Here is a 16,067-nt window from a genome sequence, read left to right on the forward strand (position 1 = left end):
TGGAACGAAAAATCCATGCTGAAAGCTATCCTTTTTCAGCGTTGCGTTCCACTTCATAGCCCAATTCCATGAGCTTTTTACGCTCATTGCGCCAATGGGGCATAACTTTCACGAAAAGTTCGAGATAAATTTGGGTGCCCAAAAAACTGGAAATGGTCAATCGGGCGGCTTCCCCAATTTCCTTGAGTTTCTGCCCTTGTTTGCCAATCACGATTCTTTTCTGAGTATCGCGCTCAACCACGATTACTGCAGAAATATAGGTAAGATCAGCTGTCCGCTGCTTATACTGTTCAATATACACAGAGGTGGCATGTGGAATTTCATTGCCTGTGCGGCGAAAAACCTGTTCGCGAATCAGTTCTGCCACCATCACGCGTTCGGTCTGGTCGGTATATTCATCTTCAGGATAAAGTGCAGGGCCAACGGGCAATTCCTTAAATAAAGCGGTCATGACTTCGTCCAGGCCTTCGGAGTGTTTTGCGGAAATTTGAAACACTTTGCGAAAATGCCCCAAATCTGTATAGGCTTTGAGGAACTGTTCTTTCTGGCCTTTGGGCAGTTTATCGACCTTGTTGACCAATAAAAAGGTCTGGGGGGCTTTGTTGGCAAGTACGTCGGCAATAAAGCGATCCCCTGGGCCTGGCGCTTCGGTCGCATCGACCACAAAAAGATGCCAGTCCACTTCCTGTAAAACATGCATGGCCTGTTCAATGATGCTTTTGGCCATCAGGTGCTTGGGTTTGTGAATCCCTGGGGTATCAACAAAGATAACCTGCCCCCGATCAGGATCACTTAAGATTCCGCGCAGACAGGATCGGGTGGTTTGGGGCCGTTTCGAAACAATCGCGACCTTTTCTCCAATTAAATGATTCAGCAGGGTCGATTTCCCTACATTGGGGCGGCCTACCAGGCTGACAAAGCCACTTTTTAAGGATTCAGGCACGTTATTCTTCTTTCTGCATATCAAAATCATGCTTCAGGGATTCTGTCCGGGTAATCGTGATTTGAAAGACCCGTGTTTTGAAGCCCTGTTTATTCAAGGAAAGGCGAAAGACGCCTGCCGGAATTTCGCGAAAGGTGTATTTGCCTTCCGGCGAACTGAGCGTAATCACCATCAGATCGTCATTTTCGAGTTTGAGTCGAACGCCGCTGAGGGCGGCACCTGAGGCGTCTTTGACCTGACCTTCAATCACCGCTGAAACCACCTGTTTGGCAGGGGGCGGTGCGCTGTTGGCAGGAACAGGTGTGGGCAAGGGGCTGGGGGGAACTGCACTGGGTTCAGGTGGGCTGGGTGTAGGGGCTGGGCCTTCGACGATAAATTCATGAACATTGACTGTTCCTGGCGAAATTTCAAGCTCTTTGCGCGAGGAGATACGTCCCTGATAAAACAGGGTCAAGGTGTATTTGCCTGGCAGAATATCGGCAAGTAAATAAGAACCATTGGCTTCGGGCTTGTTTTCTTTGATCAGGGTTCCCCTGCTGTCTGTCAGTTCCAATTTACTGGATTGATCGCTGACCGGGTTGCCATCGGGCATAATCACCCGTCCTGATACACGCCCTGTACGCTGTGTAAGCGTTATTTCCATAAAGGTTTCACGGTTATCCTGAACCGAGATAAAGCGGGATTCAGAATACCAACCCTCTTTCATGATCTCCACCTCATAGGCTCCGCTGGGCACGTGTAAATAGCGAGCCTCGCCGACGGGATCCGTATGGGCATTTAAGCGCAGCACCAAATCAGGGCTTGAAAGGCGTATATTTGCTCCTGACAGGGATTTTTGATCGACTTTGTCGATCACGCGAATTCTGAAGCTGCCTTTTTTCAGAGCCTGGGGCTGCACTTCAACCTGAGAGGGTGGGGTCGCAGAGGATTGTGGCGTGGGCGTTGAAGAAACCTGGGGGCTTGGGCTGGGGCTCGAAACGGGAGAGGGGGCAGTATGGGGAGTCAAGCCAAAATTGCCGCTGTAACCGATGCCGATCACAAAATCCCGATCCCAAAAGGTACGCCCTGGCATTTGCATCAGACCAATATCCAGATTGAGGAAAGGCCAAGGGGTGAAACTCAGGCCAAAATTAAAGGCCTGGGAACTGAGATCATTCAAGGAACCCATGTATTCAAGCTTGAAACGTCCATAATCCATAACGGGGACTTCAAGCCCACCGACCAGACGCGCGCCTTTTAAATCTCCCATAAAGCCACCGTGCAGATTGGCAATATGCAAGCTGCCTTTTTCAAGCGGAAGATAAAAAGAACGGCTCAGGGTCAGAAAGAGACTGTTACCGGGCACATAACTGTTGCCGCTGTCGAGCCCCAAAAGACTGGCTCCCAAGGCCAAAGAAACGGGGGCTCCCTGATCTTGAGAGATCAAGCGGTATTTCAGGCTGCCGGCCATGGAGGCAAACCCACTGGCGGGGGGGGCACCAAAGACCAAGCCAAGTTCCAGGTTGTCAAAAAGACTGATCATGGCGGAACCAGAGAGGCCTGAGTTTAAGGGGAAATAACGTAAGTTTCCTGAATAACTTCCATTCGGCATAACTTCTGCCGTAGGTACATTTAAGAGGCCAGAATAGCCCCACAGGGCTGGATTCACAGCCTTGTGGGGGGCCTTCCCGTTGGGGGCTTCCGCCGCTCCAACGGGAAGGTTGACCGTAAGCGTCAAGGCTGTTGCAAGCAACAACCCTGACGTCTTGTTCAGCATCCTAAGCCTGAACTTCTGCAACAGATTCCTGACTGTTGGCAGAAGCTGCATCGGCACGGGCATCGGCGACAGATTTCTGCTTACGCAGCAATTCATCGCGCATGGCTTTGGTGCGCATGCCGGTTCCGGCAGGAATCAAACGTCCGATAATGACGTTTTCTTTCAAACCACGGAGCCAATCGCGCTTGCCTTCGACCGCGGCTTCGGTCAGAACGCGGGTGGTCTCTTGGAAAGAGGCCGCTGAGATAAAGCTTTCGGTATTCAGTGAAGCTTTGGTAATCCCCAGGAGAATCGGCGTATATTCGAAGGATTCGGTCACCAGACCCAATTCTGAAATACGTTTCTTTTCTTGAGCAATACGGGTTTCACTGACGATTTCACCCGGCAGGAAGGTGGTTTCACCTGGATTCTCAATCCGGCACTTGCGTGTCATCTGGCGCACAATGACTTCGATGTGACGGTCATTGATTTTAACGCCCTGTGAACGGTAAACCATTTGAACGCCATCGACGAGGTAGCGCTGTGCAGCCGCCACGTCTTTGATTTTCAAAAGTTCATGTGGATTGACAGAACCTGTGGTGAGACGATCGCCGCGATGAACTTTCTGGCCCACAGAAACCGTGGCTGAGGCGGTATAAGGAATTTCAAGCGAATGCTCGGCTTCCACTTCTGCGCCCATTTTGACGCCCCGAATTTTGAGGGTGGTCTTGTCGTCATCACGAATCAGATCGAAGACTTCACCTTCATACTCGGAGAGTACGGCGGTTTCTTTGGGTTTGCGTGTTTCAAGCAGTTCTTCAACACGTGGCAGACCCTGGATAATATCCCCGGTTTTCATCTGCTCGTAAGCCAGAACGGCAACGACTTCGCCTTGACGCACCATGCTCTTGTCGGTGAGTACCAGGTGAGAACCTGGGCTGACCAGATTGGGACGCGCCTTGCGGATCGTGACCAGATTTTTACTGACTGCAGTGACGATACCTGTTTCCTGAGCCGTGATGCCTTCAGCAATTAAATCGCCGTCGAAGAGTTTATCGCCTACAACAACAGCAGCTTTGCCACTGATATCGTAGTGACGCTCATGTTCACTGGTCAGCAGCATCATGCGGAAGACGCCGGAATTTTCGTCTTCATAGACGTGAATCGTACCGTCAGCACGCACTTTGTACTTGGTAGAAGCCACTTTGGTACGGGGGGTGACCATTTCGCCGTCTTTGACCAGGGGCTCGATATAGATTTCGATTTCCTGATAATCGGGCAGGAAGGTGCCTCTCATGCTGCCTTTCTGGCCTGAAAGTGCTTCTGTAGAAGACAGATTCAGGAAGAAAGTGCCTTCTTCTTCGGGATTGGGAATCAGATTGACACGGCCACCGAGGGTCACCAATGAACCGAGCAGTTTGAACTGCAGTTCAATCCGGCTCAGCGCAGAACCTGCTTTGATCCGGTCGCCCTGACGGTGCAGCAGGCGGGTGACGGTTTCGAGACCGATATTATCGGATTCGCGTTTGACGTTGAAGAAGTTTTCGCCCGGTTTGATTTTGAATTTCTCAAAGGGACGAATCACCACGAGGGTTTCGGCCTCATCCACGGGAATCATTTGAATGAAACCTTTGATTTCAGAGGTCACGACTTCCATTTCACCAGTTTCAGGATCAACACGTTTACCGACGGTTTTACCCGCTTGAATTACGTGGTTTTCTTCAACCGAAATTTCTGAACCATCGGGGAAACGATAGGCTACAGCGCCAGGATAGAAGAGCAATTCCTGAGAGGTATCGGGGTCAAAGTTAACAAAGCCGGCTTCTTCGACGAATTCACCTTCCATCAGTTCGGTTCCAGCAGCTACGGTAGCGCTTTCTTCCAGATAGAGGGTTTTGTCCTTGAGGGGATAGAATTCTTCAAAGAGCAGCAGTACTTCGACTTCTTTGGTGATCGGTTCTTTTTCATTGATGTCATGAACATAATGAATCACACCATTGCGTTCAACCTTGTAGCGGCTTTCAAAGGCTTTGGCCAGAACCTGGTTGTTTTCAAGGCGGGTGCCGTCATCCACAAAGAGTTCAAAGTTTTTAACGGGCAGTTCCTCGTCAAGGAAGCGCAGAACGGTTTCAGGGCGGGTCTTATCGACCAACGCGCCTTCCAACTGCAGTTCAGCCGTAATAATCGACAGGTTTTTGGTGCCATCTTCATTTTCTACCAATGACACGCGACCGCCATATTCAGTGGAAGTGCCGATACTGGCGATCGTGGCCCCAGATTTGAGGGTGTCGCCATCTTTGACATGCACTTCGCATTTGGGCGGCATGGAATAGACATCGCCGCTGTAAATCCAGATCAGGCCTTCTTTGCCGGTAACGACATTTTCGTCCTGCTGTTTATTGCGGTTTTTACGTTTTTCCCATTGCACGCCATCGTAGACGATTTGACCACTGATGGTGGCAGGAACATCTTTGGTTTTGCGTTCCATTGAGCCCCGGCCAAACTTACCGGATTCACGAACGGCAACCGCCAGGAATTCACCCTTGTCGACTTCCTGTCCATCTTCGACTTTCAGTGCGAAACCAGGCAAGATGGTGATCTCTTTGGCTTTTTTACGGCCTGAGGGCTGCAGGGTCAGCACCATTTCTTTATCCAGTACCTTGAAGTTTTCACCTGCTTGGGTACGGATATCCACAGTGACCAGATCTTTGGCATTGAATGAAACTTTGCCTTTGTCTGTGGCATAGACCTTTTCAGCGGCCCCACCTTCAGCAACCCCCCCTGTGTGGAAGGTACGCATGGTCAGCTGGGTACCGGGCTCCCCGATGGACTGAGCGGCGATAATACCAATCGGTTCACCACGATCCACGACCCGCTGATTGGTCAAGGACCAACCATAGCAGAGGCGGCAGACACCGAAATGGCTTTCACACCCCATGGGAGAGCGCACATCGATATAGGCGTTCTCTTCGGATTTGCCCTTCAGATAGATTTCAATATCATCGAGCTTATCGGGAGAGATGACTTCATTGCGATGAACAATGACTTTGCCTGAATCGCTGATGATATCATATCCAGAGGTGCGGCCCACGAGACGGTCAATCAGTTTCAGGTGGGTATTTTCACCTTCTTTGATATCGCGCAGGCGGAAGAAGTTCTGGGTTTCACAGTCTTCATCCAGAATAATCACGTCTTGCGCCACGTCGGCCAGACGGCGGGTCAGATAGCCGGAGTCAGCGGTACGCAGGGCGGTATCAACAATCCCCTTACGGGCGCCGTAGGAAGAAAGTACATACTCGGTTACGTTCAAGCCCTCTTTAAAGTTGGACTTGATCGCCATATCGATAATGTTCCCGGAAGGATCTGCCATCAGACCGCGCATCCCAATCAGCTGACGGACCTGGGAGATATTCCCACGTGCGCCGGAGAAGGCCATCATATAGACGGAGTTCAGTTTATTGTCAGGATCGTTTTTATCAATCAACTTGGTCAGTTCTTCAGATGCTTCATGCCAGGTGTTGATAACACGGGTATAGCGTTCAGCTTCAGTGATATGACCACGTTGGTAGAGGGTTTCTGCCTCGTTGATAATATTTTCAGCACGGCTCAGAATTTCAGGTTTCTTCTTGTTGATCACCAAATCGGAAATCGTAATCGATACACCGGCTTTGGTGGCGAAGTGGAAACCTTTGTCTTTGAGGTTATTGGCCAACTCAGCACTCTTCTCGTTGCCATAGATTTTATAGCAGTCTTCGATCAGATTGGAAAGCTGTTCTTTGCCGAAAGCATAGTTCTGATAGGGCATTTCCCGGGGGAAAAGCTGATTCAGCATCACGCGGCCAGGAGTGGTACGGATATAGACCAGATCACTCATCTTGACTTCACCGGCTTCTTCAAGGTCTCCCAAGGGGGTGCCATTGAAGCGAACGGTAATGCGGCCATGGCTATCAAGGGCTGGCTGGTTGTTTGCATCCAGAACGGCTGCGCCATTCAGATGCACCATCACGGGCTCATCCAAATCAACGCGGGGAACGGGGAAACGCACCAATACTTTGGCGTGAATATCCAATTGTCCGCCTTCGTAGGCAGCCAGCAGTTCGTCTGAGGAGCTGAAGACCTTGCCATTGCCGAGCAGATTGGAATCTTCCTTGTCTGCTTCGGGATTGTCGATGGTGACATAATAGCAACCAATAACCATATCCTGAGAAGGGCTGACCACCGGTTTGCCGGTCGCAGGCAGCAAGATATTGTTGGTAGCCATCATCAGCAGACGGGCTTCGGTCTGGGCTTCAATCGAAAGAGGAACGTGTACGGCCATCTGGTCACCGTCAAAGTCAGCGTTGAAGGCTGTACAAACCAGAGGATGCAATTGAATCGCACGGCCTTCGACCAGAATCGGTTCAAAGGCTTGAATGCCCAAACGGTGAAGGGTTGGGGCGCGGTTCAGCAGAACTGGGTGACCTTTGATGACTTCTTCAAGAATGTCCCAGACATAGGTGTCTTGGCGTTCAATCAGCTTTTTGGCTGATTTAATATTCTGAACCACGCCACGTTCGACCAATTTGTTCATGACGAAGGGCTTGAAAAGCTCAAGCGCCATTTCTTTGGGCAAACCGCATTGGTTCAGCTTGAGAGAGGGGCCTACCACAATAACGGAACGGCCTGAATAATCCACACGTTTACCGAGCAGGTTCTGACGGAAACGGCCTTGCTTGCCCTCCACGATATCGCTCAGGGATTTCAGGGCGCGGTTATTGGGGCCCACCACGGTACGGCCCCGGCGGCCATTGTCAAACAAGGCATCCACAGCTTCCTGAAGCATACGCTTTTCGTTGCGGATGATGATATCAGGGGCTTCCATTTCAAGCAGACGGTTGAGACGGTTGTTGCGGTTGATCACACGGCGGTAGAGGTCATTCAAATCGGAGGTCGCGAAACGACCGCCGTCCAACTGCACCATGGGGCGCAGGTCGGGGGGAATGACGGGAATGGCGTCGAGCACCATCCAGGTGGGGTGTGAGCCTGAATTGAGGAAATTCTCAATTACGCGCAGGCGCTTGATCAATTTGATCTTCTTTTGGCCGGTGGGTTTGTTCTCTTTCAGCTCATGCCAGATTTCTTCTGACAGGGTTTTCAGATCGAGTTCACCAAGCAGATGCTTGATCGCAGGGGCACCCATTTCAGCTACGAAGCTGTCTTCGCCATAAATCCGGCAAAGCTGTTCGTATTTGTCTTCTGAAAGCAATTGTCCGCGTTTGAGCAGCAAACTGGCGGGTTCGGGGGCGTCTTCTTTGGGAGCCGCCGCTTCTTCGCCTTCTTCGTCAGAAACGGCAACAGCCACTTCAGCGCTTTCACGGATCAGATTGGTTTCTTCCAATACGATATAGGCGTTGTAGTAGGTGACGTCTTCTAGACTGCGCAGGGGGATATCCAGCAAGAGACTGAGGTAACTGGGGATGCCCTTGAGGTACCAGATATGGACCACAGGAGCCGCCAGTTTGATATGGCCCATGCGGTGACGACGCACCTTGGACTCAGTCACTTCAACGCCGCAGCGTTCGCAGATAATGCCCCGGTGACGGACACGTTTATACTTTTGGCAATAGCACTCCCAATCGCGGGAGGGCCCAAAAATCCGTTCGCAGAACAGACCGCCCATTTCAGGTTTCAGGGTCCGGTAATTGATGGTCTCGGGTTTGGTAACCTCACCGCGTGACCAGCTCAAAATACGCTGGGGAGAAGCAATGCCAATTTTGATACAATCGAACGCATCACCCTCATCGCTGGGCTGCTGTCCTTGAGAATAAATCAGAGGTTCGCTCTTTATCACTGTCTTTATACCTTTAGTCTCTCAAATTTTTTCAAACCATGCCAAACGGCATTGCTTAACTGCTGATTTCTGTTTCCAGCAGTGAGGTCTTGGCGAACTGTTCTTTCAGTCGCTCTTTATACTGGGTCAAGCTGTCTTCAAACAGTTCAACCTCTGTTTCAGAGCCGTCATCGCCAACATGGAGAATCTGGATATCCAAGCCCAGACTCTGGAGCTCCCGGATCAGTACCTTGAAGGACTCAGGGATTCCGGGTTTCTGAATATTCTTGCCCTTGACAATCGATTCATAAGCCGCGGCACGGCCCATGACATCGTCTGACTTGATCGTGAGCATTTCCTGCAGGGTATAAGCGGCCCCATAGGCTTCCAAGCCCCAAACTTCCATTTCCCCAAAACGCTGGCCGCCGAATTGGGCTTTACCCCCCAGAGGCTGTTGGGTAACCAAAGAGTAGGGGCCAGTAGAACGGGCATGGATTTTATCGTCTACAAGGTGAACCAGTTTCATCATGTAGATATTGCCCACGCCGACCTTCTGCATGAAGGCTTCACCCGTACGACCATCATAGAGGGTGATTTTGCCGGATTCCTGTAACCAGTTCCACTCGCTGCGGGCTTGAGCCTCTGCTTCACGGCGGAAATCTGCTTCAGTTTCCAATTCCCCTTCAGTCATTTGAATGAATTGAAGATGCTCGGGTTTCATGGCCTGCAAGCGGGAGACAAACTCTTCAGTCGACTGGGCGATTTTGCGTTCGCGGGCGGCAATCAGCTCATTTTCAACCAACTGCTGTGAAGCCATGGCGCCAAACATTTCGTCGAAGGGGGTGATTTCCACCATTTCTTCGTTCAGGTCGGCAGCCAGACCCATCAGATATTCATAAATCTGACCCACGTTCATACGGCCCGGAACCCCCAGGGGATTCAGAACAATATCAACGGGTTTGCCATTGGGCAGATAGGGCATATCTTCGATCGGCAATACGCGGGAGATAATCCCCTTGTTGCCGTGACGGCCAGCCATTTTATCCCCGACAGAAATCTTACGTTTCTGAGCGATATAGACACGCACTACTTTGTTGACGCCAGGGGGCAGCTCATCGCCATTTTCACGGCTGAAGACTTTGACATCTACCACACGGCCTTTTTCACCGTGGGGAACACGCAGTGAGGTATCGCGAACATCGCGGGCCTTTTCACCGAAAATGGCGCGCAGAAGTTTTTCTTCGGGTGGGTGTTCAGACTCCCCTTTGGGGGTGACTTTCCCGACCAGAATATCGCCGGGCTCAATTTCTGCACCGACACGGATAATGCCGTCTTCGTCGAGATCGCGCAGGGCGTCTTCGCCGACATTGGGAATATCGCGGGTAATTTCTTCAGCACCCAGTTTGGTGGTGCGGGCTTCGGTTTCATATTTTTCAATATGGATCGAGGTAAAGACATCATCTTTGACGAGGCGACGTGAAATCAAAATCGCGTCTTCAAAGTTATAGCCTTCCCAGGGCATAAAGGCCACGATGATATTGCGGCCCAAAGCCAGCTCGCCTTCTTGGGTTGAAGCGCCATCAGCAATTAAATCGCCGACTTTAACTTTCTGGCCCAAAACAACACCGGGTTTCTGGTTGATACAGGTGTCCTGATTCGAACGGTAGTATTTGAGCAAGTCGTATTGCTTAATATCACCTTTGGTACTTTTTACCCGTACCTTATCAGCGGAGACATAGATTACTTCACCTTCCTCTTCGGCCAGTACCAGACTGCCAGAGTCATAGGCTACGCGTTTTTCCAGACCTGTTCCTACCAAGGGGCGATCGGGCAGAACCAAGGGCACTGACTGACGTTGCATGTTGGAACCCATCAAAGCGCGGTTCGCGTCATCGTGTTCCAGGAACGGAATGATGGAGGTTGCGACGGATACGATTTGTACCGGTGAAACGCCAACGAACTCTACTTCATGGGGATCGACTTCAAAGAACTCACCGCGGAAACGCACGGGAATCTTTTTAAGCTGGAAGCGGCGTTCAACCACTTTTTCGCCTTCAATCTCAACTTCCACATCTTCAAAGCCCAAGTCACCTGGTGCAATATAGTGGTTGTCTTCTTTGTCGGCGGTCATGAAAATCAGCTCTTTGGTCAAGAGGCCATTGCGTACACGCCAGTAGGGGGTTTCAAGGAAACCATACTCATTGACCTGAGAGAAGGTCGACATGGAATTGATCAAACCGGCATTGGGACCTTCAGGGGTCTCAATCGGGCAGATACGGCCATAGTGAGAAGTGTGGATATCGCGGACGGCGAAACCTGCGCGCTCACGGTTCAAACCGCCAGGCCCAAGGGCGCTGAGACGGCGTTTGTGGGTTAACTCAGCCAGGGGATTGGTTTGGTCCATGAACTGAGAGAGCTGCGAAGAACCGAAGAATTCTTTGATCGAGGCCACCAAAGGTTTGGCATTGATCAGGTTCTGGGGGGTCAGGCTGTCGATATCCTGAATGGTCATGCGCTCACGCACAATTCGTTCGATACGGGTCAAACCCACGCGGAACTGGTTCTGCAGCAATTCGCCCACTGAGCGGATACGGCGGTTGCCCAAATGGTCGATATCGTCGAGATCGCCCATGTCGAAATTGAAGCCCACGAGATAATCGATAATCGCAACAATGTCTTTGTTGTCGAGGGTGCGAACATCTTCAGGGACGTCGAGTTTCAGTTTCTGGTTGATCTTGTAACGGCCAACACGACCCAAATCGTAGCGTTTGGGATCAAAGAAGCGGCTCTTGATCATCTGTTGTCCACCTTCAGCAGAAGGGGGGTCGCCAGGACGCAGTTTTTTATAAACTTCAATCAGGGCCTGATCGGTGGTTTCAATTCCGGCTGCCTTTTCTTTTTCAAGCGTGCGCTCGAGGAAATCACGGTGACGGAAAAGTTCTTTCATTTCCTGGGTTTGATAACCCAAGGCACGTAAAAAGGTGGTAGCGAGAATTTTACGGGTTTTGTCGACACGGATATGAATCAGACCATGGTTGTCTGTTTCAAATTTCAGCCAAGCACCCCGATTGGGAATGACGGTGGCGGAGTAAAGTGTTTTACCGCCCGTTTCTGTATCTTCGCGTTTAAAATAAACCCCAGGTGAACGTACAATCTGGCTGACCACGACGCGCTCTGCGCCATTGATCACGAAAGTTCCACGTTCGGTCATCAGTGGCAATTCACCGATGAAAATTTTCTGTTCCTTGATTTCGCCAGTTTGTTTATTGACCAACTGTACAGGAATTTTAAGATGTGCAGCAAAAGTCAAATCCCGTGCCCGACAGTCGGGTACGGAATAGGGCGGTTGCTCAAGTTCGTAATTGGGAAGCAAATGAAGCTCGAGGCGGCCACTGTAATCCTGAATCGGAGAGAAAGATTCCAGAGCCTCGGGCAGGCCTTCCTGGAGGAACCATTTGAAGGAGTCTTTCTGAATCTTGATCAGGTCAGGTAACTGTTTAAAGCTCTCAGAAACCTCTTTGTGAATTTTCTTGCGTTCCACGGCGTTTGACAACATGGGTGAACTATCTACCTACCTTTAAGTGTTTATTCATCCAATGGGATGGATAATGCCCTGCAATTGCGGGGCGCTGGGAATTGGGGACCGTCAAACTGACTGTCGCTGCCAAAAAAAAATAAGATGCCACACCCGAAAAATTTCGGGGGCATAAATAATTGAATTGTAAAGCTGCCAGCATTCAGTGCTATGCGAGACCAACCCTCTAAAGAATGTATCGCAGTTTAGAAGTTTAATGACTCTAAGCCATGCTTGTCAAGGTGTTTTTCATAAGTTTTACAACCTATTGGTAAAATAAAACAAGAATATTTAAAAACAGAATTTTGCCCAGGACAGGGATCACATTCCGATGCTTTTGCAAGGGGGGGCTTCCAATAAGAGGATTGCTTTTTTGTGCTGAAATCATCGTACTGCTTGCTTTTCAAGTTGTAAAAGCCGAATCTATTATTTTGTCTGAAAGGCAGGTGGATGACTGCAAAAAACCAGCTTGCTTGGTGTTTTGGCTGGCTTGACTCAGTCTAAACCCCATACAATCCCCCAAATGGGTATGGGTATATGGTTATTAGAATATATAAGCAATAAGATTCATTCGGGTCTGGGGTGATGGCTGTCTATACAGTCGAAAAGCGTCCAAGCTAACGAGCTGGACGCTTAGTTATTCGTGAAACCGAGCGCAAAGAAATACTTTCTTGCACTCAAAAATTATTCTGGAGAATCAATAAAATAGGTCTGCGTTTTGTTTGCGTTTCTTCCCCATTGATGTTTTCTTGGCATTTCTCCGGCCTTTCGGTTGTTCGAAGGCAGCTTCAAACTCGCTGTATTCCCCTTCAAACATTTCGATATCTTCATCCTCTTCCTGATAAGAATAGGTATAGAGATACTTTTTTTGGTTAGAACCTTTTTTCAAACCTTTGGGGTCACGATCGACAGACATGAGAACTTTATTTGACACTCCTTCTCAAAATGAAATGAAATTATAGTTTTGTCAGAAAGTTTGGGTTTTAAAGCACATTTTACTTTTTCCTATCTAGCTGGCAGCGAACAGGAAGGGTTAGCCACATGACACTCTAAAACCGATTTATAAATTTATTCTAGCGTATGAAGTCTGGTTTTTCAGCGGCTGGAAATCATAAAATTAGGTTAAATTTTTTGCTTGCGTGAAATTTAGGGCAAAAACCAAAGTAAAATGCGCAGGTTTTGTGAATCGAGCAGTGTTTCATGAACTTGGGCTGAGCGGGTGCGTACAAGCTCGATTTTTAGGGGAGATACCCAGGTGGACTCTTGAATTTGTATGGGTGGCAAACTGCTCATTGCCAGTGGCTGTTTGAGGGCCAGAGCGGTACGGATGGCGGGAAGAATCTCTTGACGTAGGTCGGCTTGAACTCCTTCCGGTTGCAAACGATCCTGCTCAAGAATATCCTGGGGGCGCAAATTTTCTTGTTGTACCAGCGGGTAGGCACTGAGCTGAATCGACATGGGCTGGGAGGAGAGTACAGCAGAGGCCGTTTTGACCTCGATACCCAAGCCAGAATGGTTCTCAAGTGAACTGAGAACCTGCTGAATATTGGCTTCAGAAACGCGAATGCGGCTGCCCTCAGTTTCAGGCAAGCCCATTTGCTGGGCATAGGCTTCGGTTAAATCCAAAACACGGGCCATGGCTGCCTGGGCTTTGTCATTTTCCTCCAGGCCCATGGCTTCAAAGCGCATCAGGGTTTCATTGGCCTTTGCCATGAATACATAGGATTTTTGACTGCGGTGCGTCTGGGCCAGCTCAGGGCCTGATGCCCGTGAAGCGGGGCGATGGGGTTCGACCCCATGGGAAACTTTTAATCTCAGATCTTGGCTGGAAAAATGGGTTTGAAGCGCTTTGGGCAGTGCCTTGGGAGCAAGATGCTGCACAGATTTTTTCATCGGCATCTCAGCCTTGGCCAGACGCAGAGGCTCGGGCTTTAGATTCTGATGTGACTGAGGAGCAGGTATCACTGCTTGCCTTGCTGTCGCTTTGGGAGCAAGGGGGGGCTGTATTGGCTGAGGAAGGGCTGCAAGCGTAATTTCTTGCTGCGCAAGCTTTGCAACTTGAACTCTGTTTTGGGTTTTTAATCTGCGCAAAACCTGCACGAGTTCAGATTGGTGGGCCTGTTCTTTTTCGCTGGATTCACTCAATAAAAATTCAGGGTTCAGCAATGCCATGCGGGTTTTGCCTGATACAGCCAAGTAGCTGCCAAAAAGTCCGGCAGAAAGAGCCATGCTGAGGATCACCGTCATAAACGTACTGGTATATTTGGGACGCATTGCAAAAAGACTGAGCTTTTTTTTGCCAATTTTCCGGCCTAACTCATTCCCTAGTAAAGCCGAAAGCCCGCCAGAACACACAAATAACAATAAAATCCAAGCCGCAGGTTTCAAATCAAACCATCCAAATGAAACGATTGAAATCTGTACGCAGCGAGTAAAAACCTGACATAACCGCTAATACAGCACTTTTCTATATCCAGTCTAGCACTGCCCGGCACATGGGGACAACCATGCCCTGGGTGAAATCCTTTCAGGCGGGTGTTCCTTAAACAGACGCAAAAGTGTCTCAAGTTTTGCATTGAGTTCTTCCCATTCGGCTTCAGCGACTGAACCCTTGACAATTCCTGCACCTGTATAAAAGCGCAATTGATCAGATTGAACCAAAACACAGCGCAGTGCCACTGCGAATTCAGTTTGAGAGGCGTTCATCCAGCCCACGGGGCTGCTGTACCAGCCTCGAAAGAGTGCCTGGGTCTTTTCGAGTGCTTCCAGGGCAGCAGGTCGGGGAAGACCCGCCACAGCGGGAGTAGGATGAAGGGCTTCAATCAAATCGGCATCGTTGGGGAGAACCTTCAGTTGTGCTTGAATCGGTTGGTACAGATGCTGTACGGGGCCGCTTTGTATCAGCCTGAGCGGTTCTACTTCTGGACTCTGTGTGGAAAAAGGTTTCAAGACTCTGTTCAGAAAATCTGTGACCATCCGGTGTTCAAGCCGGTCCTTGTCGCTGCCAAGCAGTTCATTTTCAAGGCGGTGGTGAAGGGTTTGGTCTAGGCTGGAACGTCGGGTTCCTGCGAGGGCTTCCGTTCTTAAGGAAACCCCCTTGCGTTGGTATAAACGTTCGGGGGATAACCCAGCGAAAATGGTTCCCTGGGGCCACTCAAAATAATAGAGATAGGCGGGCAATTCAGCCTCCAGCAGGAGTTTCAAAAGCCGGATACCCGAAAGAGCTGTTGATGCTTGAAAATGAGAGACACGGGCCAAAACCGCTTTGTCCAATTTATGTTCTGAAAAATGCTTCAGCATTTCAGCCACCTGTTGGCTCCATTCGCGTTGATCAGGCTGATGTTTCAAGAGCTGTAAATCTGGCAAGGGCAACTCAGAATCAGGGCTGGGAGGCTGAACCGCTTGGATGAGCTTGATGATTTCGTGGCGGGATGCTTGATTCTGATCATAGAAATTGAGGTTTAAATAAAAATTCTGGGCCTTACGGGTGATTTCAAAGCGGGGAATCACCCAGCGTGAAGTCTCCATCTCATCCCAGGCAGGATGGGGGGGGAAATTTGAATTTTTGCTGATTGGAAAGGCCGTCCCGCCAAAGGCCCGTAAATCTTCAGGCGCGCTTTGAAGGGTTGTTTGCAACTCTGAGAATAAAGCTTGAAGAGAAGGATAACTGCGGGCATGGAATTCTTGGGCGATTCCCCAACCCAGGCGAAAATCCTGACCTGAACGGTTTTTCCAACAAAATTTAAAGGTCTGGGTTTGGGCGCGCAACCAGTCCAAAAGGGGGCGTTTTTCTAAACGAACAGATAGACGTTTCCACGCGGAAAATGGGGTCTGAGGAAGCTGTTCAATCTGTAGTTCCAGCGCCTTCAGTTCAGGTGGAATAACCTGTTCTGTATCCTTGCGAATCATGATTTGCCTCCCAGACATGGTCTCAGTTTAGCCGGTGTATGACTTTCTCTGCAATGCGATTCTTTCAGAAGAGGCTGCTCTGTCTGCAAGAATCGGC

Annotated in this window: 7 protein-coding genes; all 7 read right to left on the reverse strand. The window is 49.8% G+C overall.

The annotated features are described in order from the left end of the window. Positions 1-25 precede the first annotated feature (25 nt). The 7 genes from COW20_10105 to COW20_10135 all read right to left on the reverse strand — a co-directional run bounded on the left by COW20_10105 (position 26) and on the right by COW20_10135 (position 15,988). Positions 26-973, reverse strand: a complete 948-nt coding sequence (locus COW20_10105; GenBank protein ID PIW48430.1) for a GTPase Era — start codon at positions 971-973, stop codon at positions 26-28. Continuing rightward, positions 945-2,795, reverse strand: a complete 1,851-nt coding sequence (locus COW20_10110) for a hypothetical protein (GenBank protein ID PIW48431.1) — start codon at positions 2,793-2,795, stop codon at positions 945-947. Before COW20_10110 ends, COW20_10105 begins: the two co-directional genes overlap by 29 nt. Continuing rightward, positions 2,701-8,490 (reverse strand): DNA-directed RNA polymerase subunit beta'', encoded by a 5,790-nt coding sequence (locus COW20_10115; GenBank protein PIW48467.1) that lies wholly within the window; start codon positions 8,488-8,490, stop codon positions 2,701-2,703. Before COW20_10115 ends, COW20_10110 begins: the two co-directional genes overlap by 95 nt. A gap of 73 nt (positions 8,491-8,563) precedes the next feature. Continuing rightward, positions 8,564-12,043, reverse strand: coding sequence for a DNA-directed RNA polymerase subunit beta (rpoB, locus tag COW20_10120; GenBank protein PIW48432.1), 3,480 nt, complete (start codon positions 12,041-12,043; stop codon positions 8,564-8,566). 715 nt (positions 12,044-12,758) lie between these two features. Then, positions 12,759-12,977 carry a hypothetical protein gene (locus tag COW20_10125; protein ID PIW48433.1) on the reverse strand — a complete coding sequence of 73 codons (219 nt, stop codon included), beginning with the start codon at positions 12,975-12,977 and terminating at the stop codon, positions 12,759-12,761. A gap of 230 nt (positions 12,978-13,207) precedes the next feature. Beyond that, complete coding sequence (locus tag COW20_10130) at positions 13,208-14,449, reverse strand: hypothetical protein (GenBank protein PIW48434.1); 1,242 nt, start codon at positions 14,447-14,449, stop codon at positions 13,208-13,210. Between the two features lie 90 nt (positions 14,450-14,539). Further along, positions 14,540-15,988: a hypothetical protein gene (locus COW20_10135; protein PIW48435.1), complete on the reverse strand. Its 1,449-nt coding sequence runs from the start codon at positions 15,986-15,988 to the stop codon at positions 14,540-14,542. Between the last annotated feature and the right edge of the window lie 79 nt (positions 15,989-16,067).

It is taken from the genome of bacterium (Candidatus Blackallbacteria) CG13_big_fil_rev_8_21_14_2_50_49_14, assembly GCA_002783405.1.
Classification (GTDB): domain Bacteria; phylum Cyanobacteriota; class Sericytochromatia; order UBA7694; family UBA7694.

Coding starts and splice junctions, on each gene's coding strand:
- COW20_10105 (PIW48430.1), bottom strand. CDS start 973: ATGATTTTGATATGCAGAAAGAAGAATAACGTGCCTGAATCCTTAAAA.
- COW20_10110 (PIW48431.1), bottom strand. CDS start 2,795: ATGAATTGCTGCGTAAGCAGAAATCTGTCGCCGATGCCCGTGCCGATG.
- rpoB (PIW48432.1), bottom strand. CDS start 12,043: ATGTTGTCAAACGCCGTGGAACGCAAGAAAATTCACAAAGAGGTTTCT.
- COW20_10125 (PIW48433.1), bottom strand. CDS start 12,977: ATGTCTGTCGATCGTGACCCCAAAGGTTTGAAAAAAGGTTCTAACCAA.
- COW20_10135 (PIW48435.1), bottom strand. CDS start 15,988: ATGTCTGGGAGGCAAATCATGATTCGCAAGGATACAGAACAGGTTATT.